This window comes from Micromonospora sp. NPDC048169 (assembly GCF_040652815.1).
Taxonomy (GTDB): domain Bacteria; phylum Actinomycetota; class Actinomycetes; order Mycobacteriales; family Micromonosporaceae; genus Micromonospora.
Window position 1 is genome coordinate 25,982 of the sequence record NZ_JBEZMS010000039.1, and the last position, 21,264, is coordinate 47,245.

Sequence of the window (21,264 nt, forward strand, 5' to 3'; positions counted from 1 at the left end):
CGGGTTGCGGCCCGGGCGTCACCAGCAGTTCGAGGGACCGTGACCAGCCACTCCGGCCGTCAGCGGAACGTGCGCATGGGCACGCTGCGCCACGATCTCCATCGCCAGCTTGCGGACGTCCAGCAGGGCCAGCAGGACCGGTGGGTCGAGCGGACCGGCGCTGTTGAACTCCAGCGCGGAACGGACCACCGAGCGCGGTGCGACGGTGATCGGGCCGAGGCTGGCCACCGACACCGACTCGTTCACGTTTGCCTGGTAGCCGTCCGGATGGCCGCATGATCCCGGCACCGCCTGGGCCAACAGATGCCAGGTGCCGCTGGGCACGTCGTCGAGCTCGAGATGCGCCGGGTCGGCGAGCACCGTACAGCGCACCGGGCGGCCCTGCGGAATGCGTTCGGGGAAAAGGCCGGCGAAGACCAGCCGCGGCTGGCCGTCCTGTGGCATCCGGATGCGGCACTCGACGCGACCACCGGCCGACGACGTGGTGTGGGCGTCTGTTTCCGTGACGATCTGCCGCGCGAATCCGGACTGGAGCCGGTATTCGGTGGGGGACATGCCCACACTACGGCTGAACCGGGTGCTGAACGTGCCGACGCTGTTGTAGCCGACCCGCTGGCTGATATCGGCGATCCGCAGTGGGGTCGAGACCAGCAGTTGCTGGGCGTGCTGGAGCCGCAGTGCGGAAAGGAAACGGCCGGGGGAGATGCCGGTGACCCGCTGGAAAACGCGCGTGAAGTGGAATTTGCTGAACATGGCCGAGCGGGCCATGTCGTCAATCGTCAGCGGTTGGCCTAGATTGTCGCGCATTGTCGTCACTGCGCGTTTGACGGCTATCTCAATTTCCTGTTCCATTGCGCCCATTCCGGCCAATTCCGAATGCTGGCGGCCTTGTGATGTCCGTCGCTCTTCCCCGAGGCTATCTCAGGGCGGGAGCGGGCGCAATCCGCCGCGCCATCAGTTTCCCGACGCCGAATCCACGCCGGGGTGCGGCACGTGGATGTCCTGGCCGGGGCCCCTCGCCGGGTGGCGGAATGTAGATAGTGGAACGCACTGCTGCGTACTGAGAATCAGTTGTCGAACATCGCCGGAACCCAGTCGAATCCGAAATAGCGGGTAGAGCCGGGCGGATGTGGCCGGGGGTGCTCCCGTGCCGACCCGCCGGGCCGGCGGCCCTGACTCAGGCGGCGCCGGCGTATTCCTCGGCGGGCCGGTTCTGCTCGGCCAGCCGGCTCAGCGCGTAGGTGCGGACGTCGAGCAACGCGAGCAGCACCGGCGGATCGAGGGCGCGGCCCGGCCGCAGCACCAGCTCGGTGGAGATCGGCTTGCCCGGCCGGATGACGATCGGCCCGGCGGTGGCCACGGCGACCGGCCGGTCGGCGTGATCGCGGTACGAGCCGGGTGGGCGCCGGTCGGCCGAAACCGACTGCGCGAGCAGGTGCCACCGGCCCAGCGGCGCGTGGTTGAAGGTGATGTGCCGCGAGTCGCGCAGCACCGCGCAGCGGACCGGGCGGCCCTCGGGGACGCGCTCGGGAAAGAGGCCGACGAACGTCAGGGTGTTCTCCGTGGGGCCGGCGGGGTGCACCACGCAGGAGAGGCTCGCGTCGCTCAGGGCCACCCCGTCGGAGTCGGTGCGGATCTCGCTGGCGTAGCCGGCGCGCTGCCGGAAGGTGGTGGGTGACATCCCGACGCTCCGGCTGAACCGGGAGCTGAACGTGCCGACGCTGCTGTAACCGACGCTGACGCTGACGTCGGCGACATTCATCGGCGTCGAGACGAGTAGTTCCTTGGCCCGCTGGAGGCGCAGCGCGGAGAGGAAGCGACCCGGCGACACCCCGGTGACCCGCTGGAACAATCGTGTGAAATGAAACTTGCTGAACATGGCTGCGCGAGCCATGTCATCGACCGTCAATTGTCCACCGAGGCGCTCGTGCATCGCCTCGATGGCGCGCAGAACTGCCTTCTCCGACGTATCCTGCATTCTTCCCCCAGGGCTGGGCCGCGCCGCAACAATGAGATTCCGGCCTTCTCGGCCGATCCGTCACGGCGAGCGGTGGAATGCGCACCGAACAGCGCACCCCCACGTTCATGTGTCGCCAGGCTAGCCACGGCCGAGTTGGGCGGGCAACCGGATAGGCCGTCCCGCCGGGCCGAGCGCAATATTGAAGTAGCAATTGGATACCGGAGATACCCGATCACAGCTCTCCGCCGGGAAATTCTTTTCCAGAATTGCTTCCCTCGTCCGGCACGCGGGATTTTCGCGTTCGATCTGCTGATACTGGCCACACCGGCGGAAGGAGCAGCCATGATCGTCGGCCGAGTCGCAGCCTCAGTCGTGCAACGTCAGGTACGCCATGTCACACCGGTCTCCGCGCTCTCCGCGAGCGGTCTGGTCGAGCAGGTGTACCAGCAGGTGGCGGACGAGATGCGCCTGGTGATCCCACCGGCGCTCATGCATTCACCGTCCCCCCGCGCGCTGGCCGCCTACTGGACCCTCATGCGCGAGCCGGTGCTGGCCAGCGGCGCCGCCGACCGGGCCTCGAAGGAGGCCGCCGCGACCGCTGTCGCGGTCGCCACGATCTGCCCGTACTGCGTCGACATGCACTCGGTCAGCATGTACGACCTGGCCGGCGAGTACGACGCGGACCAGCTCGCCGCCGACCGCGTCGACGACATGCGCGACCCCCGGCTGCGTGAGATCAGCCAATGGGCGCGGGGCGCGCAGGAGGCGCCCGACGGACTCGGGGTGCCGGCCTGGCTCACCCCCGCGCAGAGCGCCGAGCTCATCGGCACGGTGACCGCGATGCACTACCTGACCCGGATGGTGAACGTCTTCCTCTCCAGCTTCCTGCTTCCGCCCGGCCTCACCGGGCGGGCACGGCAGCGCATGAAGCAGGGGGTGGGCCGGCTGCTGCGCGACACGTTGCGCGCGCACCGCGAGCCCGGCCGCTCCCTCGACCTGCTGCCGGACGCGCCGCAGCCCGCCGACGCCGGCTGGGCGGCGGGCAACCCGTTCATCGGCGGTGCGCTGGCGCGGGCCGCCGCGACGTTCGACGCGGCCGGCGAACGGTGGCTGTCACCCGAGGTCCGTGCCGTGGTGCGCGAGCACCTCGACGGCTGGCGCGGCGCGGACACCGGCATCTCCACGGCGTGGTGCGAGGACCTGCTCACCCCGCTCGGCCCGGCCGACCGGGCGGCCGGACGGCTCGCGCTGCTCACCGCGGTGTCGTCGCACCAGGTGGGCGACGGGGTCGTCGCCGAGTTCCGGCGTCACCAGCCCGGAGACGAGGCGCTCGTGGAGGTCACCGGGTGGGCGGCCTTCGAAGCCGCCCGTCGCATCGGAGCCCGGCAGCGTCTCGCCGCACCCCGCACACCAGGAGACGCGCCGGCCGGGAATCGCATAACACGATGAAGTCTCACCCACACACCGCGTGAGGGAGTTTCCCGATGCCCACAGTCCTCGGTTCGTTACGCCGGATGGCCCTGACTCCGTCGTTCCACGACGTGAGTTTCGCCGGGCGCGGATTTCCGGTCACGCCCACCGACGCCACCCGCGCCCTCGAAGCCATCCCGCAGGCCGTCGTCTGCGGCTTCGAGTGGGGCATCGAACTGCGGGACCAGTGGGGCCTGGAGCGCCGGCTCGACATGGTCGACGCCGAGCTGCGCGGCTTCGCGTACGAGGGCGCGACGATGGCGTTGACCGTGCGGGACGCGATGGCGGGCGGCCGGGGAACCCGTACCCGGGAACTGCTGCGCGGACCGGGTGTCCCGCACACGTTCCTGACCTACATCGGCATCGGGTTCGCGATGGCCCGCCTGCCGCGTCCACTGTGGCGCGGTGTCCTACCCGACCTCACCGGCACGCCCTACTTCCCGACCATGAGCTGGCTGGCCGTCGACGGCTACGGCTTCGACCGGGCCTACTTCGACACCCGTAGCGTGGTGGAGCGCCAGCGCCGTCCGGCGCCGTACCCGTGGCAGGGCCGCGCCGACTACTTCCCCCGCGCGGTCGACCAGGGCATCGGGCGGGCGCTGTGGTTCATCCACGGCGGAGTCCCGCAGCACGTCGACGCCGCGGTGCGCGCCTTCGCCGCCGAGCGGCACGCCGACCTGTGGAGCGGTGTCGGCCTCGCGGCCACCTTCGCCGGCGGCTGCGACGAGACCGGTCTGGCGGTGCTGCGGCGGGCGTCCGGCGAGCACTGGCGGCACCTGGCACAGGGCGCGGTGTTCGCCGCCAAGGCCCGCGACTTCTCCGGCTTCGTGCCGGAACACTCGGCGAGCACGCTGCACACGCTGACCGGCCTCACCGTGTCGGCCGCGGCGACGCTGGCCGACGACATCAGCCTGAGCCGAGCCGAACCGACAGGCCCGCCCGACTACGAGTCCTGGCGGCAGCAGATCCGCGACCACCTCGATGCGCTCGCCCTCTCCCACCCCCCAGCGGAGGCCGTGACATGACAGCCTGGCACAACCTGCGACGGCGCGTCCTGACGCCGGACATCTCGGAGACCAAGGTCGCCGTCCGCGGCTTCCACGCCAAGTCGGCGGAGGCCGTCGACCGGCTGGAGACCGTCGGCAGGTCCTTCCTGACCGGTTACGGCGCCGCCGCGGCGACCGGCCGGCCGGCCGACGTCGAGGCCGAGCTCAGGCAACTGCCCGAGCTCTACCGCGGTTTCGCCTACGAGGGCGCCGGCATGGCCATGGCCGTGCTCGACGGCCTGCCCGTCGGACGCGGCGGGCACGTGCGGGCGCTGCTCGACGGGCCGGGCGCCGACCACGTCTACATGGTGTACGTCGGGGTCGGCTGGGCGATGGCCCGCCTGCCGAGGTTCCGCTGGTCCACGCTGTACGGCCCGGACCCGCTGCTGCGCTGGCTGCTGCTCGACGGCTACGGCTTCCACCAGGCGTACTTCAAGACCCGCCAGTACGTCCACGAGCGGTACCAGGCGCCCCGGGCCCCGGCCGTCGTGCCCGGCCCGGCGTGGCACACCAACCAGGTCATCGACCAGGGCATCGGCCGGGCGAGCTGGTTCGTCTGCGGCACCGACCCGGAGCGGGTCGCCGCGCTGTTCGCCACCTTCCCCGAGGAGCGCCGGCCGGACCTCTACAGCGGAGCCGGCCTGGCCGCCACGTACGCGGGCGGCGTCGACCGCGCGGAGCTGGAGTGCCTCGCCGAGGCGGCCGGCCCGTACCGGGGTCAGCTGGCCCAGGGGGCCGCGTTCGCCGCGCAGGCCCGGCTGCGTGCCGGTCTCGTCGTCCCGCACAACGAACTGGCCACCGAGGTGCTGTGCGGCACGGACGTGGCCACGGCCGCCGCCGCCACCGACCACGCCCGCGAGGGCCTGCCCGCCGACGGCGCAGTGCCCGCCTATGCGACCTGGCGTCAACGCATCGCCGACGCGTTCTCGGCACACACCGGGGTGGAACGGCGCCGCTGACCCCGTCTCGTGCGCCCCGTCCGCCCGTCCATGTGAGGAGCCCCGATCGCCCATGTCCAGAATCGCGCTGGTGGGAATGGCGTGCCGATATCCCGACGCCACCACCCCCAAGGAACTCTTCGACAACGCCATCGCCGGCCGCCGGGCGTTCCGCCGGCTGCCGGACGTCCGGATGCGGCTGGAGGACTACTGGGACCCGGATCCCCGTACCCCGGACCGCTTCTACGCCCGTAACGCGGCGGTCATCGACGCGTACGAGTTCGACCGGATCGCGTACAAGGTGGCCGGCAGCACGTACCGTTCCACCGACCTGACGCACTGGCTGGCTCTCGACGTGGCCGCCGGAGCCCTGGCCGACGCCGGCTTTCCGATGGCCGAGGGCCTGCCCCGGGAGCGCACCGGCGTGATCGTCGGCAACACGCTCACCGGCGAGTTCTCCCGCGCCAACCAGCTGCGGCTGCGCTGGCCGTACGTGCAGCGCACGGTGACCGCGGTGCTGCGCGAGCGTGGGTTCGCCGACGAGGACCTGGACGCTCTCCTCGACGACCTGGAGCAGACGTACAAGAGCCCGTTCCCGGCGGTCGACGAGGACACCCTGGCCGGCGGCCTGTCCAACACCATCGCCGGGCGCATCTGCAACCACTTCGACCTGCAGGGCGGCGGCTACACGGTGGACGGCGCGTGCTCGTCCTCGCTGCTCTCGGTGGCCACCGCCTGCAAGGCGCTGGCGGACGGCGAGCTCGACGTCGCGGTGGCCGGCGGGGTGGACCTGTCGGTCGACCCGTTCGAGGTCATCGGGTTCGCCAAGACCGGGGCGCTGGCCACCGGCGAGATGCGCGTCTACGACCGCGGCTCGAACGGGTTCTGGCCGGGCGAGGGCTGCGGCATGGTCGTGTTGATGCGTGAGAGTGACGCGCTGCGCGGCAACCACCGCATCTACACCACGATCGCCGGCTGGGGCATCTCCTCCGACGGGCGCGGCGGCATCACCCGGCCGGAGACCCGCGGCTACCACCTCGCCCTCAACCGGGCGTACGCCCGCGCCGGCTTCGGCATCGAGACCGTGCCGCTGTTCGAGGGGCACGGCACCGGCACGAAGGTGGGCGACTCCAACGAGCTGACCGCGCTCAACCAGAACCGGCTGGCCGCCGACCCGGGCGCCGCGCCCGCGGTGATCGGGTCGGTCAAGGCGATGATCGGGCACACCAAGGCCGCGGCCGGTGTGGCCGGGCTGATCAAGGCGTCGATGGCGATGCACAACGAGGTCATCCCGCCGACCGTCGGCTGTGTCGACCCGCACGAGGTCTTCGAGTCGCCGAACGCCGCGCTGCGCGTCGCGCGTCGGGCCGAACCGTGGCCGGACGACCGCCCGGTGCGCGCCGGCGTGACCGCGATGGGCTTCGGCGGCATCAACACGCACCTCGTCCTGGACCGCGGCGAGCCGGTGCGCAAGGTGCGCTACGGGAGCCGTACCCGGGCCATCGCGGCCGGCGCCCAGGACGCCGAGCTGCTGGTGTTCGACGCGCTGACCCCGGCCGAGCTGCGCGAACGGCTGAAGCGGGTGGCCGACTTCGTGCCGTCGATCAGCTACGCGCAGCTCAGTGACCTGGCCGCGACCCTGCACGGCGAGCTGCGGGAGCTGCCCTGGCGGGCGGCGGTCGTGGCGCACTCCCCGTCGGACGCGACGAACCGGTTGAAGGCGGTGGTCGACGCCCTGGACGCCGGCGAGCCGCAGTTGTTCGCCGACGGGGGTCGTACCTGCTTCGGACAGATCGGCGACGGGGAGATCGGCTTCCTGTTCCCCGGGCAGGGCTCCGGCAAGGGCACCAGCGGTGGCGCGCTGCGCCGGCGCTTCGCCGAGGCCGACGAGGTCTACCGCGCCGCCGCGCTGCCCCGCAGCGGCGACATGGTCGCCACCGAGGTGGCCCAGCCGCGCATCGTCACCGGCTCGATCGCCGGCCAGCGCGTGCTGCGGACCCTCGGCCTGGAGGCGGTCGTGGCGGTCGGGCACAGCCTCGGCGAGCTGACCGCCCTCCAGTGGGCCGGGGCGATGGACGACGAGACCGTGCTGCGCCTGGCCGCCCTGCGCGGCCGCACCATGGCCGAGCACAGCTCCTCCGGCACGATGGCCGGTCTGTCCTGCGGGCCCGAGCAGGCCGAACGGCTGATCGCCGGACTGTCGGCGGTCGTCGGCGGGCACAACGGACCCGGACAGACCGTGATCAGCGGCAGCGTCGAGGCCGTCGAGCAGGCCTGCCGGCGGGCCGAGGAGGCAGGCGTCGCGGCGACCCGGCTCGCCGTCTCCCACGCGTTCCACTCGTCGCTGGTCGCCGAGGCCGCGGGCGCCTTCGGCGGCCTGTTGCGCCGGGAGTCCTTCGGCACACCCGACCGGCGCGTGGTCTCGACGGTGACCGGTGAGGAACTGCCCACCGATACCGACCTGGCCGACCTGCTCACCCGGCAGATCACCGAGCCGGTGCTGTTCGCCCAGGCGGTCGCCGTGGCCGCCAAGAACGTCGACCTGCTCATCGAGGTCGGCCCCGGCCGGGTGCTCAGCGGCCTGGCGAGCGGCGTGGTGGACGTGCCGGCGGTCGCGCTGGACACCGACGACGAGTCGTCGGTCGGCCTGCTGCGGGTGCTCGGAGCGGCCTTCGTGGTGGGGGCCACCGACGTCGACCCCGCGCTGTTCCACGGGCGGCTGGTGCGCCCGCTGGCGGTGGGCACGGAGTTCAGCTTCTTCGAGAGCCCGTGCGAGGCCGCGCCGCAGGTGCCGGCCCGCAACCGCGGCGGGATTCCGGCGGCGCCGTCCAGCACGCCGGAGGCGCAACCCGTGTCCGGCCCGGCCGGTGAGTCGGTCGCCGACCTGCTGCGCCGGATGACGGCGGAACGGGCGGAACTGCCGCCCGAGCTGGTCGACATGAACAGCCGGCTGCTCGACGACCTGCACTTCAGCTCGATCACCGTGGGCCAGATGGTGAACCGGGTGGCGCAGAGCATCGGCATCCCGCCGAGCCGTACGCCCGCCAACTTCGCCACCGCCACCCTCGCCGAGCTGGCCGAGGCCCTCGAAGGACTGCGCGGGTCGGAGACGGTCGAGGGCGTCACCGAGGCCGCGCCGATCGTCACCGGCGCCGCCGACTGGGTGCGGTCCTGGCGGGTCGACCTCGACGAGCGCGACGTGCCGGCGGCGGCCGGCGTCGAGCAGCGCGGCAGCTGGCAGGTGCACGCCCCGGCGGAGCACCCGCTGGCCGAGCCGCTGCGGGCCGCGCTCGAGCGCGGCGACGTCGGCGGCGGCGTTCTGGTCCTGCTGCCGACCGACTGCGAGGAGGCGGATCTGGCCGAGGCGCTCGCCGGGGCCCGGGCCGCGGTGACGGGCGCCTCCGGTGGCCGGTTCGTCCTGGTGCAGCACGGGCGGGGCGCGGCAGGTCTGGCCAAGACCCTGCACCTGGAGGCGCCGCACATCCGCACCACTGTCGTACACATCGCGCCGGAACCCGACGCGGTGGACCGGATCGTCGCCGAGGTCGCCGGCACCACGAGCTTCACCGAGGCGTGGTACGAGGCCGACGGCACCCGCCGCGTGCCGGTGCTGCGCCCGTTGCCGGTGAGCGCGGAGCGCACCGAGGCGGCGCTCGACGAGTCCGACGTGCTGCTGGTGACCGGCGGCGCCAAGGGCATCACCGCCGAGTGCGCCCTGGCCATGGCCAAGGACAGCGGTGCCCGGCTGGCCCTGCTCGGCCGCTCCGACGCGGCCACCGACCCGGAGATCTCGGCGAACCTGGCCCGCATCGCCGAGCAGGGCGTCACCGTCCGGTACGCGCGGGCCGACGTCACCGACCCGGCCCAGGTGCGCGCGGCGGTCGAGTCGCTCACCGCGGAACTCGGCGGTCCGGTGACCGCGGTGCTGCACGGTGCCGGGCGCAACGAGCCGACCGCCCTCACCGGCGTGAACGAGGACCTGGTCCGTCGCACGCTGGCACCCAAGGTGGACGGCCTGCGCAACGTCCTCGACGCCGTCGGCGGCGGTGGGCTCAAGCTGCTGGTCGCGCTCGGCAGCATCATCGGCCGGGCGGGGCTGCGCGGCGAGGCGCACTACTCGATCGCCAACGAGTGGCTCGACGACCTGGTCACCCGCTACGGCGCGGACCACCCGGACTGCCGCGCCCTGGTGCTGGAGTGGTCGGTCTGGTCGGGCGTGGGCATGGGCGAGCGGTTGTCAGTGGTCGAGACGCTGGCCCGCGAGGGCGTCACCGCCATCACCCCGGACCAGGGCCTGGCGATGCTGCGCCGGCTGCTCGCCGACCCGTCGGTGCCGTCCACCGTGGTGATCAGCGGCCGGACCGAGGGCATCCACACGGTCGAGCGGGAGAACCCGCCGCTGCCGCTGCTGCGCTTCGTGGACCGGCCGCTGGTGCGCTACCACGGCGTCGAGCTGGTGGTGGAGACGGAGCTGAACGCCGGCACCGACCCGTACCTCGCCGACCACCTGCTCGACGGCAACCTGCTGTTCCCGGCGGTGCTGGGCATGGAGGCGATGGCGCAGGTGACCCGGGCCCTGACCGGCTGGACCGGAGCGCCGGCGATCACCGACGCCCGGTTCGAGCGGCCGATCGTGGTGCCGCCGGGCGGCAGCACGACGATCCGGATCGCCGCGGTGCGCACCGACGACGACGCGGTCGACGTGGTGATCCAGAGCGAGGAGACCGCGTTCGCGGCCGACCACTTCCGCGCCCGGCTGCTCCGGCGCGACACCGGCCCGGCCGGCGGCGCCCCCGACCAGGTCGGCGAGGGGATGCCGCCGGTGGCCCTCGACCCGGCCGTGGACCTCTACGGCGACGTGCTCTTCCAGGGCGGCCGGTTCCAGCGGCTGCGCGGCTACCGGCGGGCGCAGGCCCGGGACGTGGACGTCGTGGTCGAGGCGCTGCCGCAGACCGACTGGTTCGCCGCCTTCCTGCCCGGCGCGCTCGTGCTCGGCGACCCGGGCGTGCGGGACACCCTCATGCACGGCAACCAGGTCTGCGTGCCGGACGCGACGCTGCTGCCGGTGCGGGTGGACGAGCTGCACCCCGCCGGTGACCGGCTCGACCGGGCCGGTGAGCTGCGCTACTGCGCCACCGAGCGCAGCCGGGACGGCGACACGTACGTCTACGACATCGCCCTGCGCGACGCGGACGGCTCGGTCATCGAGCGCTGGACCGGACTGCACCTGCGGGCGGTACGCAAGCGCGACGGGCGCGGCCCGTGGGTGCCGGCGCTGCTCGGGCCGTACCTGGAGCGCACGATCGGCGACCTGGCCGGCATCCGGGCGGCGGTGGTGGTCGAGCCGGACGACCCGGGCGACGACACCGGCGACCACGTCGGCACGCGGCGGGTACGCACCGCCCGCGCGGCCTGGCGGGCCGTCAACCGCCCGGTGAACGTCCGGTACCGCCCGGACGGGCGGCCCGAGATCGACGGGAACCTGACGCTGACCGCGTCGCACGGCGCCGGTCTCACCCTGTGCGCGGTGGGGGAGGGGCAGCTCGGCTGCGACGTCGAGCCGGTCACGGCCCGGACGGAGGACGACTGGCAGGGGCTGCTCGGCCGGCACCTCGACCTGGCCCGCCTGATCGCCGAGACGTGCGCCGAGCCGCTGGACGTGGCGGCCACCCGGGTCTGGTCGGCGATCGAGTGCCTGCGCAAGGCGGGCGCCTCGGCCGACGCCCCGCTCACGCTCGCCGGAACCGAACGCGCTGGCTGGGTCACCCTCGCCTCCGGCGACATCCGTATCGGCGCCCTGGCGGCGACGGTACGCGGCGGCGCCGCCGAGCCAGTGGTCTTCGCCGTACTCGCAAAGGAGGGCCAGTGAAGTACTTCGAGTATCGCCACACCGTGGGCTTCGAAGAGACCAACCTGGTGGGCAACGTCTACTACGTCAACTACCTGCGGTGGCAGGGCCGGGCGCGTGAGCTGTTCCTCAAGGAGCGTGCCGCGGAGGTGCTCGCCGATCTGCAGGACGACCTGAAGCTGTTCACGCTGAAGGTGGACTGCGAGTTCTACGCCGAGATCACCGCGTTCGACGAGGTCTCCATCCGGATGCGCCTGGTCGAGCTCGGTCAGACCCAGCTGCAGTTCGGCTTCGACTACGTGCGGCTCAACCCGGAGGGCGGCGAGACGCTCGTCGCCCGGGGGATGCAGCGGGTGGCGTGCATGCGCGGCCCGAACAACCGGACCGTGCCGTCGCGGGTGCCGGAGGCGCTGGTGCGCGCGTTGGAGCCGTACACCCATCAGTTGGCGAGGGCCCGCTGATGACCGAGCTGCAGACCGAACGCGAACCGGTGCCGCAGGTGCAGGACACGGCCCTGCTGCGGCGCACCTTCGGCTCCTTCGCGACCGGGGTGACGGTGGTGACGACCGGCGGCGACGAGCCGCACGGCATGACGGCGAACAGCTTCACCGCGGTGTCGCTGGAACCGCCGTTGGTGCTGGTCTGCGTCGACCGCAACGCCAACATGCACAGCGCCATGGTGCGGGCGGGCACCTTCGGGGTGTCGGTGCTCAGCGCCGGTCAGGAGAAGGTGGCCCGGCACTTCGCCGGGCGCCGGCCGATCGGCGTCGCGGAGTTCGCCGACACCGACTGCCTGCGGGGCGCCTGGTGCGACGCCCCACTGATCGCCGGCGCGGCCGCGCACTTCGAGTGCGAGCTGTGGCGCACGTACGACGGCGGCGACCACAGCATCTTCGTCGGCCGGCTGCTCAGCATGGCGGGCCGCAGTGACGAGGACGTACTGGTCTTCCTGCGCGGCCGGTTCGGGCGGATCGAGTGCGACGCGGCCGACCGGAGGGCGGCATGACCGCCGCCTTCACGCCCACCGACACCCCGTCGCGGGGGCGCGCCCTGCCGGGGCCGTCCCGGCGGTCGGCGCTGCGGCTGCTCGCCCAGATGAACCGCGACCGGCTGGCCATGATGACCGGCGCCGCACGGGAGTACGGCGACGCCGCCCGGCTGCCGGTCGGGCACAAGGCGCTCTACTTCTTCAACCATCCCGAGACTGCCAAGCACGTGCTGGCCGGCAACGCCGCCAACTACCGCAAGGGCATCGGCCTGGTGCACGCCCGGCGGGCGCTCGGCGACGGCCTGCTCACCAGCGAGGGCGAGCTCTGGAAGGAACAGCGCAAGGTGATCCAGCCGGCCTTCCAGAGCCGGCGGATCGCCGAACAGGCCGGGGCCGTCGCGGCCGAGGGAGCCCGGCTGGTCGACCGGTTGCGGAGCCGGATCGGCGCCGGCCCGGTGCAGCTGGTCGACGAACTCACCGGCCTGACCCTGGGCGTGCTCGGCCGCACGTTGCTCGACGCCGACCTGCACGAGTTCGACGGGATCGGCACCGACTTCGCCCGGGTGCAGGACCAGGCCATGTTCGAGCTGGAGACGCTCAGCATGGTGCCGATGTGGATCCCGCTGCCGCACCAGATGCGGTTCCGCAAGGCGCGGCAGCGCCTGGAGGTCGTCGTCGAACGCCTGGTGGCCGAGCGACGCGCGCGCAGGACCGACGCCGACGACGTGTTGTCCCGGCTCATCGTGTCGGCCGACCGCGAGGCCGACCCCCGCACGGGGCGGATGCGCCTGCGCGACGAGTTGGTGACGCTGCTGCTGGCCGGGCACGAGACCACGGCCAGCACGCTGAGCTGGAGCCTGCACCTGCTGGACCGGCACCCGCAGGTCTGGCAGCGGGTGCACGACGAGGCGGTCGAGGTGTTCGGCGGCCGGGCTCCCGAGTACGACGACCTGCGGCGGCTGACCTACACCTCGGCCGTCATCTCCGAGGCCATGCGGTTGTTCCCGCCCGTCTGGCTGCTTCCCCGGATCGCGATCGAGGACGACGTGGTGGGCGGCTACCGGGTGCCCGCCGGAGCGGACGTGCTCGTCTCGCCGTACACCCTGCACCGCCATCCGGCCTTCTGGCCGGAACCGGACCGGTTCGACCCGGAGCGCTTCCTCGGCGACGCCGGGACGGACCGGCCGCGGTTCGCCTACATCCCCTTCGGAGCCGGCCCCCGCTTCTGCGTGGGTAACCACCTCGGTCTGCTCGAGGCGGTTCTTGTGCTCGCCCTGCTCTGCCGCGACCTGCGGCTGACCGGGCTTCCCGGCCGACCGGTCGTCGCCGAACCGATGCTGTCGCTGCGCATCCGCGGTGGACTGCCGGTAACGGTGCAGGCCGCCTGACCCCTGAATGGAGAGCCTCTTGTCAACGCCCACGATCGGACGGCCACGGCGGATGTTGCCGGCCCTGTTCGCGATCCTGCTGGTCGCCGGCCTCTACGCCATCGCCCGCGCACCGTCCGCATCAGCCTCGGAGCGGGCCGAGATCTCGTCCCGCTACCAGTTCACCGAACTCCCGATCGCCCTCCCGCCGGGTCTGCCGAACAACAACGTCCGCCGGGTGAACCAGGACTACCAGCACATCCGCTCCTGGATCTCGTCGGTCGGCGCGAGCATCGCCGTCAACGATCTCACCGGGGCGGGCGTCCCCCAGGACCTCTGCCTGGTGGACACCCGCAGCGACTCCGTCATCGTCACCCCCGTACCCGGAACCGGGACCCGGTATGCGCCGTTCGTGCTGGATCCCGCGCCGCTGCCCAGCGGCCCGGGGGTCGCGCCGATGGGTTGCACGCCCGGTGACTTCAACCAGGACGGTCGGATGGACCTGCTGACCTACTACTGGGGTCGCACGCCGATCGTCTTCCTCAACAAGCAGGCCGGCGCCTCGACGTCGCTCAGCAAGGCGGCCTACCAACCGACCGAGCTGGTGCCCCAGTCGCCCTCCGCGGACGGCAGCTACCACGGCCCGCTGTGGAACACCAACGCGGTGGCGGTCGCCGACTTCGACGGTGACTCGCACCCTGACATCGGGGTGTTCAACTACTTCCCGGACAGCGGGGTACTCGACCCGGACTCCCCGCGCAACGTCGAGATGAACCACTCCATGTCCCGGGCGAAGAACGGCGGTGGCGCGCACGTGCTGCGCTGGACCGGCGCCACCGGCGGCGACCGGCCCTCGGTGAACTACCAGGAGCAGCCCGGCGCCGTGCCGCCGAAGCTGGCGTCCGGTTGGACGCTGGGAGCCGGCTCTGCGGACCTGGACGGCGACCTGCTGCCCGAGCTGTACCTGGCGAACGACTTCGGCAACGACCACCTCCTGCACAACGTGTCCACCCCCGGAAAGATCAAGTTCGCCGGTACGGAGGGACGCCGCGGCGCCATGACGCCGAAGTCGATGGTGCTCGGCCACGACTCTTTCAAGGGCATGTCGATCGACTTCGGCGACCTGATGGGCACCGGCCGGTTCGACATGTTCGTCAGCAACATCACGACCCCGTGGGGCATCGAGGAGAGCAACTTCGTCTGGCGCAACAACGCCGCGAACGAGCAGGAGGCGGGCCGGAAGCTCCGCAAGGGCATCGCCCCGTACGACCAGAAGGCCGCCGAGCACCAGATGGCCTTCACCGGCTGGGGCTGGGACGCCAAGATGGCCGACTTCGACAACAGCGGGCGCCTGGCGGTGGTGCAGGCGGACGGCTTCGTCAAGGGCACCATCAACCGCTGGCCCTGGCTGCAGGAACTGGCCATGAGCAACGACCTCATGTTGCAGAACCCGCACATGTGGCCGAAGGCCGAGCCCGGTGACGACATCGCCGGACACCAGAAGCTGGCGTTCTGGGCGCCGGGCAAGGACGGCAAGTTCCTCAACGTCAGCGAGGACCTCGGCCTCGCGGTGCCGGTGCCGACGCGCGGGATCGCCGTCGGTGACGCGGACAACGACGGTGGCCAGGACTTCGCGGTGGCCCGCCAGTGGGACGCGCCCGTCTACTACCGCAACGCCAAGGCCGGCAAGGGGAACTTCCTCGGGCTGCGGCTCTTCCGCCCGGCGCTCGGCGACGACCGGGCCCGTACGCCCGCGTACGGCGCGCAGGTCTGCATCAAGAGGGCCGACGGCCGGATGCAGATCTCGCAGCTCGACGGTGGCGGCGGGCACAGCGGCCGCCGCAGTTTCGACGTCTTCTTCGGGCTCGGCGACGCCGGCTCGCAGCCCGTCGAGGCCACCGTCAAGTGGCGTGACGCCAACGGGGTCGCCCGCAGCCAGACGCTCGACCTCACCAACGGGTGGCACGACGTAATGCTCACCGAGCAGGCAACGGAGGTACCAGGACGATGACCGACACCGAGGTTCGGACCGCGACGAGGACCCGGCCGGCAGAGCCGCTGGTCTCACCAGCCGCGGCCTCCGGAGAGGCGGCGCGTGAGCCCGCCCGCGTCGACTCCGCCGACCCCCGCTACAAGGCGCTGCGCAACTTCGCCATCTCGATGAGCGTCTTCAACATCCTCGGCTACACAGTGCTCGGCTTCGAGCAGCCGTGGCTCTGGCCGCTGCTGGCCCTGGCCGTCGGCTACACCGCCGAGATCGCCATCGAGTCGGTGGCGGCGTGGGCCAACGGCCGCCGGCCGGAGTACGCCGGCAACGGCGCGTGGGGCATGTACACCTTCCTGCTGCCCACCCACATCACGGCGCTGGCCTGCAACATGCTGCTCTACGCCAACGTGCACTTCTGGCCCATCGCGTTCGCCGTCGTGGTGGCGATCGGGCAGAAGTACGTCTTCCGTGCCCCGATCAAGGGACGGATGCGCCACTTCCTGAACCCGTCGAACTTCGGCATCACGATCACCCTGCTCGCCTTCTCGTGGGTGAACATCGCGCCGCCGTACCACTTCACCGAGTCGGTGCCGGACGCGATCTCGTTCATCGTCCCGTTCGTCATCCTCACGGCGGGCACCGTGCTGAACGCCATGCTCACCAGGAAGGTCCTGCTGATCATGGGCTGGGCGGGCGGCTTCGTCATCCAGGCACTGGTACGGCACTGGATCTGGGACGTCTCGCTGTGGGGCGCGCTGGTGCCGATGACCGGTGTGGCCTTCGTCCTGTTCACCAACTACATGATCACGGACCCGGGCACGACGCCCTCGACCGGCCGCGCGATGTTCATGTTCGGCGCCTCGGTGGCCACCGTCTACGGCATCCTGATGGTCTTCAACGTGGTCTACACGCTGTTCTTCGCGGTCACCATCGTGTGTGTCATCCGCGGCCTGTACTGGTGGGTGCGTTCGTACCGGGAGAGCCGCCGGCCGCAGCTGGCCCCGGCCCTGGCCTAGGCACGCCGCCACGCCGACCAGTGTGGGCGTCGCCGCCGTACCCGTGACGGCGGCGGCGCCCACGCCGTCGCGCCCGAGCCCGGCCCCGGCCGGACGCTGAGGGCGCTTTTCAGGAGATGCCCCGGGTTCGGGCGTGAGGCCAGACTGGGCCCGGTCGCGTCGTCCGGGTGACACCCGGCCGCCCGGCACCGCCAAGCCGCCGGGCGATCGCGGATGCCCCGGAGCCCGAACTCACCTGGCGTTCAAGCGGGAGGCGTTTATGAGCATCGTCGACGTGAGGCGCAAGGCCTTCCACCATCTTCTGGTCAGCACCGTGCTGGTCTCGATCATCAACGTCACCGTCTGGTTCGGGGTCACCTTCTATGTGTACGTGCAGACGCGCTCGGTGTTCGCCACGGGAGTGATCTCCGGGCTCTTCCTGGCGATGTCCGCGCTGACCGGCATCTGGTTCGGCAGCCTGGTCGACCGCCATCCGAAGAAGACGATGATGCAGGTGTCGTCGGTGGTGTCGCTGGTGCTGTACCTCGTGGCCTTCGTGATCTACGAGACCGCGTCGCCGGAGTCGTTCACCGACCCGACCAGCGTGGTCCTGTGGACGCTGGTGGTGGTGCTGATGTTCGGCGTCGTCACGGGCAACATCCGCCTGATCGCACTGCCGACGCTGGTGACGGTCCTGATCCCCGAGGAGTCCAGGGACCGCGCCAACGGCCTGATCGGTGCCACCATCGGGGTGGTCGGCGTCGTCACGAACGTGATCAGTGGCGTGCTCGTGGCGGTCGACGGCATGTTCTGGGTGCTGGTCCTGGCCCTGGTGGTGCTCGCCGCCTCCGTGGCGCACCTGCGCCTCGTGCCCGTTCCCGAGCGCGCGGCCACCGACACCCGTCCGGGTGAGCCGGCCTCCCACGGGCCGGCGCCCGACGTGGCCGTGCCGGGCGGCATGGTGGATCTGCGGGGCACCATTCGGGTGATCGGCCAGGCGTCCGGGCTGGGTGGCCTGATCGTCTTCTCGGCGTTCAACAACGTTCTCAGCGGCGTGTTCCTGGCGCTGATCACCCCCTATGGACTGACGCTGATGTCGGTCCAGGCGTGGGGGTTGCTCTGGGGTGTGCTGTCCACGGGCTTCATCGTCGGCGGGCTGATCATCGCCCGGACCGGCCTGAGCAGGAACCCGGTGCGGTTGCTGCTCATCGTGAACCTCTGCCTGTGGGCGGTCACCCTGCTGTTCCCGGTGCGGTCCTCGATCATCCTGCTGTCCGTGGGCATGTTCATCTACACCCTGCTCCAGCCGTACGCGGAGGCCTCCGAGCAGACGATCCTGCAGAAGGTGGTGCCCTACGAGCGGCAGGGGCGCGTCTTCGGCTTCGCGCAGAGCGTCGAGCAGGCCGCCTCACCGCTGGCCGCGTTCCTGGTCGCGCCGATCGCCCAGTTCCTGGTCGTCCCGTTCATGACCGACGGCGCCGGTGCCCGGGCGATCGGCGGCTGGTACGGCACCGGCACCGACCGCGGCCTCGCGCTCATGTTCATGCTGAGCGGCGTCGTCGGCCTGATCGTCACCGTCCTGGCGATGCTGAGCCGTTCGTACCGACAGCTGAGCCGGCGTTACACGCAGTCCCCGGCGGCTTCCGCCGAACTGAGTCCCACCGGGCAGCGGTGAGACGAACACGCCGCCGGTGTGTATTCACCGGCGGCGTGTTCGGTCTGGTCGAAAGGGACGTCAGGAACGGTCGCGCGGGCAGTTCTGATAGACCGCGAGCACCCAGTCGTCGTTCTCCTTGACGAGGATCCACGACGCCCGGATCGCGTTCTCGGGCGCCAGTTCCTCGGCGCCGGCCTCGATCACCCCGCCCTCGGTCAGCAGCGCCACGGCGCCGGGACCGAGCGGCCGGATCGCGATCGGCGTCCCGGTGACCGTCGTACCGCGGTAGGGACCGGCGTACGCGTTCGTCATGAACTGCCTGATGGCCTCGCGTCCCTGAACGAGGACGCCGGGCAGGATCAGCGTCCCGTCCTCGGCGAACAACCGGGCGAAGGCGTCGGCGTCGTGCTCACGCCACGCGTTGACCATGCGCGCCGGGACGGCGGCGATGGCGGCCTGTTCGGTGGATGCGGTAGTCGAAGTCATCGGCTCTCTCTTTCTCGACGAGACGGCGGAACGGCCGTCCCCATCGTGTCCACATCCGTGCCCGCGTAGCGCCTTCACGCGTGCGCAGCATCGTGCCGCAAGCCCAGAGATGACCCCGAACGGCGCAGCGAATGAACATGAGAATTCGATTCGACGTTCGCAGAAAGGCGGTGCAGGGATGCCACCGGAATCCACGCGGTTGACCGATTCCGAGGTGATGACGCTCGAGGCCTTCGCGGACACCATCATCCCCGGAGAGCGGCGGCACGCCACCGACCGAGCCGTCGCCGGCGCGGCCGACGGCGGGGGCGCTGTCGCGTCCGGCGCCGTCGATCTGATGGCGTCCGAGGAGGGCGGCCTCGGCGGGCTGCTGCCGACGCTCGTGATCGGGCTCAACGACCACGCGCAAGCGTACGCCGACAAGCACGGCCTGACCCTCGACGACAGCGTTCCCGCCTTCGTCGCCCTGGACTTCGACGACCGGACCGCGTTGGCCGCCGAGCTGATGGCGCCACGCACCGACGAGCAGGACCTGTGGGTCCCGCTCGCCATGTTCAGCGTGATGGCCTGGGACACCGGTGCCTCCGTGCACACCACCGAGGCCCTGGCCGCCGGCCACCCGGGCCTGACCACGATGGGCTTCAACGGGCCCGACGCCGACGGCCTGTGGCGCTTCCCGGACTTCTCCTACCGCCGGGTGCTCGCCTCCCCGCACCCGCACACCACACCCTCGGGAGATCCCGCATGACAGGTATTGAGACCACCGACGTCCTGGTGATCGGCAGCGGCTTCGGTGGCGCGATCCCGGCCTACCGGCTCGCTGCCGGCGGCGCCCGCGTCGTCGTGCTCGAACGCGGTCCGTGGCTCACCGGCGAGGAGTTCGAGCACGACTTCAAGTTCGGCAGCTCGAGCACCCGGGCCTTCGAGTTCACCATGGGCGACGGCATGAACATCCTCGGTGGCAACTGCGTCGGCGGCGGCAGCGTCGTCTATTTCGCGGCCATGCCACGGGCGCCCCGGTACGCCTTCGAGCGGCTCGGCGGCGCGGGACGGCGGTTGTGGCCGAGCAGCATCAACCGTGCCGAGCTCGATCCCTGGTACGACATGGTCGCCGAGTCGCTGCCGATCACCCGTCAGGACTGGAACGACGTCACGTACTCCGGGGGCCTGTTCGGGGCGGCGTGCGCGCACGCGGACCGTACGGCCAACCCGGTGCCCGCCGCCATCGACCGGGACAAGTGCACGAACTGCAACTGGATGATGTCCGGCTGCCGGTTCGACGCGAAGCGCTCACTGCTGCTCAACTACCTGCCCGGGGCGCTGGCGCACGGCGCCCGGATCCGGCCCCTGCACGAGGTGCAGCGCATCTCGCGCACCGACGACGGCTACCGGGTGCACTTCAACACGGTGGACGAGGTGGACTACCGCAACGTCACAGGCAGCGGCGCGATCGACTGCAAGGTCGTGATCGTCGCGGCCGGCGCGGCGGCGACCCCGGCGATCCTGCAACGCTCCGAGGACGACCTCGGCGAGATGCCGGCCGCCGTGGGCCGGTACTTCTCGGGCAACGGCGAGCGGCTCAACACGGCGGTCGTCGACGAGAACCGGGTGCGCGAGGTGCTCGGTCTCTCCCGCCCCGACGGGCGGGCCTACGAGGGATACCAGATCGGCAAGGGCCCGGTCTGCGCCAGTTGGGACCGGCTCGACGGGAACCTGCCGGAGTTCCACCGCTACTCGCTGGAGCAGCTGTACTTCCCGCCCGGATTCGGCACGATCCTCGCTCAGGTGCGTGACGCCACCGGGCCCACGTGGTTCGGCGTCGAGAAGAAGGAGATGCTGCGCCGCTGGCAGTCGTGGCTGACCATCTTCATCATGTCCGAGGACGACAACGAGGGTGTCTTCGGCCCGCCGCCGGAGACCGGCAACGCCGACCGGGTCTCGCAGCAGATGCTCAGCCGCGGCCCCCTGCGTTACGACCCGACGGCGAACACCCGGGCCGCCTGGGCGCGGGCCGACGCGGACGTGCGCGACATCCTGGAGCGTGACGGCCTGGCCAAGGTGATGCCGTGGAGCAACGAGGTGATCGGGGCCTACACGGTGCACCCGTTGTCGTCCTGCCGGATCGGCGACGACCCGCAGACCTCCGCCCTGGACGACACGCACGAGTTGCGCAACCACCCCGGCATCTTCGTCACCGACGGCTCGTCGGTGCCCGGTGCGTTGACCGTCAACCCGGCCTTCACCATCGCGGCGCTGGCCGAGCGGGCGGTGCCCCGGATCGTCGAGGCGGTCGCCCGGCGCGGCGTCGGGGTGCGGTACGTGGCCGAGCCGCCGGAGGCGCGCACCAGCAGCCGCCGTCCTCTCCTCGCCCAGGCGTGAAACGGCCGGGTCCGCCTCGACGGACCCGGCCGCGTGGCGGGGGGGGGGGGGCCCGCGCGGCCGCGCGGGCCCGAGGCCATGGGGGGGGCCGTGATTTGGGGAAAGCCCGGAGCCCGGCGCGTCAGCCGCACCCCCCGGGACGG

General features: G+C 71.6%; 15 protein-coding genes. 12 read left to right on the forward strand and 3 right to left on the reverse strand.

Translation table 11 applies throughout. The features are described from left to right. Positions 1-18: 18 nt before the first annotated feature. Together AB0D28_RS25325 and AB0D28_RS25330 are read right to left on the reverse strand one after the other, a co-directional pair. A complete protein-coding gene (locus AB0D28_RS25325; RefSeq protein WP_357389634.1) occupies positions 19-852 on the reverse strand; it encodes a helix-turn-helix transcriptional regulator in 834 nt (277 codons plus the stop codon). 325 nt (positions 853-1,177) lie between these two features. Then, positions 1,178-1,978 (reverse strand): helix-turn-helix domain-containing protein, encoded by an 801-nt coding sequence (locus AB0D28_RS25330; RefSeq protein WP_357389636.1) that lies wholly within the window; start codon positions 1,976-1,978, stop codon positions 1,178-1,180. A gap of 324 nt (positions 1,979-2,302) precedes the next feature. On the opposite strand from AB0D28_RS25330, the gene AB0D28_RS25335 reads away from it, so the two are divergent. From AB0D28_RS25335 to AB0D28_RS25380, 10 genes are all read left to right on the forward strand, one after another. Next, complete coding sequence (locus AB0D28_RS25335) at positions 2,303-3,409, forward strand: carboxymuconolactone decarboxylase family protein (protein ID WP_357389638.1); 1,107 nt, start codon at positions 2,303-2,305, stop codon at positions 3,407-3,409. A 35-nt stretch (positions 3,410-3,444) separates the two neighbouring features. After that, positions 3,445-4,455 (forward strand): DUF1702 family protein, encoded by a 1,011-nt coding sequence (locus AB0D28_RS25340; protein ID WP_357389640.1) that lies wholly within the window; start codon positions 3,445-3,447, stop codon positions 4,453-4,455. Beyond that, entirely contained in the window at positions 4,452-5,435 is a 984-nt protein-coding gene (locus AB0D28_RS25345; RefSeq protein WP_357389642.1) for a DUF1702 family protein, read from the forward strand. The genes AB0D28_RS25340 and AB0D28_RS25345 overlap by 4 nt, the downstream gene beginning before the upstream one ends. 52 nt (positions 5,436-5,487) lie before the next feature. Beyond that, on the forward strand, positions 5,488-11,283 hold the full coding sequence (locus AB0D28_RS25350) for a type I polyketide synthase (protein ID WP_357389644.1): 5,796 nt from the start codon (positions 5,488-5,490) through the stop codon (positions 11,281-11,283). Further along, positions 11,280-11,723, forward strand: coding sequence for an acyl-CoA thioesterase (locus AB0D28_RS25355; protein WP_357389646.1), 444 nt, complete (start codon positions 11,280-11,282; stop codon positions 11,721-11,723). Before AB0D28_RS25350 ends, AB0D28_RS25355 begins: the two co-directional genes overlap by 4 nt. Next, positions 11,723-12,268: a flavin reductase family protein gene (locus tag AB0D28_RS25360; protein WP_357389648.1), complete on the forward strand. Its 546-nt coding sequence runs from the start codon at positions 11,723-11,725 to the stop codon at positions 12,266-12,268. The genes AB0D28_RS25355 and AB0D28_RS25360 overlap by 1 nt, the downstream gene beginning before the upstream one ends. Further along, entirely contained in the window at positions 12,265-13,638 is a 1,374-nt protein-coding gene (locus tag AB0D28_RS25365; RefSeq protein WP_357389650.1) for a cytochrome P450, read from the forward strand. The genes AB0D28_RS25360 and AB0D28_RS25365 overlap by 4 nt, the downstream gene beginning before the upstream one ends. 52 nt (positions 13,639-13,690) lie before the next feature. Next, positions 13,691-15,628: a VCBS repeat-containing protein gene (locus AB0D28_RS25370; protein ID WP_357389663.1), complete on the forward strand. Its 1,938-nt coding sequence runs from the start codon at positions 13,691-13,693 to the stop codon at positions 15,626-15,628. After that, a complete protein-coding gene (locus AB0D28_RS25375; RefSeq protein WP_357389652.1) occupies positions 15,625-16,620 on the forward strand; it encodes an enediyne biosynthesis protein in 996 nt (331 codons plus the stop codon). The genes AB0D28_RS25370 and AB0D28_RS25375 overlap by 4 nt, the downstream gene beginning before the upstream one ends. A gap of 259 nt (positions 16,621-16,879) precedes the next feature. Beyond that, complete coding sequence (locus AB0D28_RS25380) at positions 16,880-18,274, forward strand: MFS transporter (protein ID WP_357389654.1); 1,395 nt, start codon at positions 16,880-16,882, stop codon at positions 18,272-18,274. Between the two features lie 60 nt (positions 18,275-18,334). Here AB0D28_RS25380 and AB0D28_RS25385 read toward each other — a convergent pair whose 3' ends face one another. Continuing rightward, positions 18,335-18,742: an SgcJ/EcaC family oxidoreductase gene (locus tag AB0D28_RS25385; protein ID WP_357389656.1), complete on the reverse strand. Its 408-nt coding sequence runs from the start codon at positions 18,740-18,742 to the stop codon at positions 18,335-18,337. 217 nt (positions 18,743-18,959) lie between these two features. Here AB0D28_RS25385 and AB0D28_RS25390 point away from each other — a divergent pair, with 217 nt between their 5' ends. After that, entirely contained in the window at positions 18,960-19,490 is a 531-nt protein-coding gene (locus AB0D28_RS25390; protein WP_357389658.1) for a DUF5987 family protein, read from the forward strand. Next, positions 19,487-21,121: an FAD-dependent oxidoreductase gene (locus AB0D28_RS25395; protein WP_357389660.1), complete on the forward strand. Its 1,635-nt coding sequence runs from the start codon at positions 19,487-19,489 to the stop codon at positions 21,119-21,121. The genes AB0D28_RS25390 and AB0D28_RS25395 overlap by 4 nt, the downstream gene beginning before the upstream one ends. The last annotated feature ends 143 nt before the right edge of the window (positions 21,122-21,264 follow it).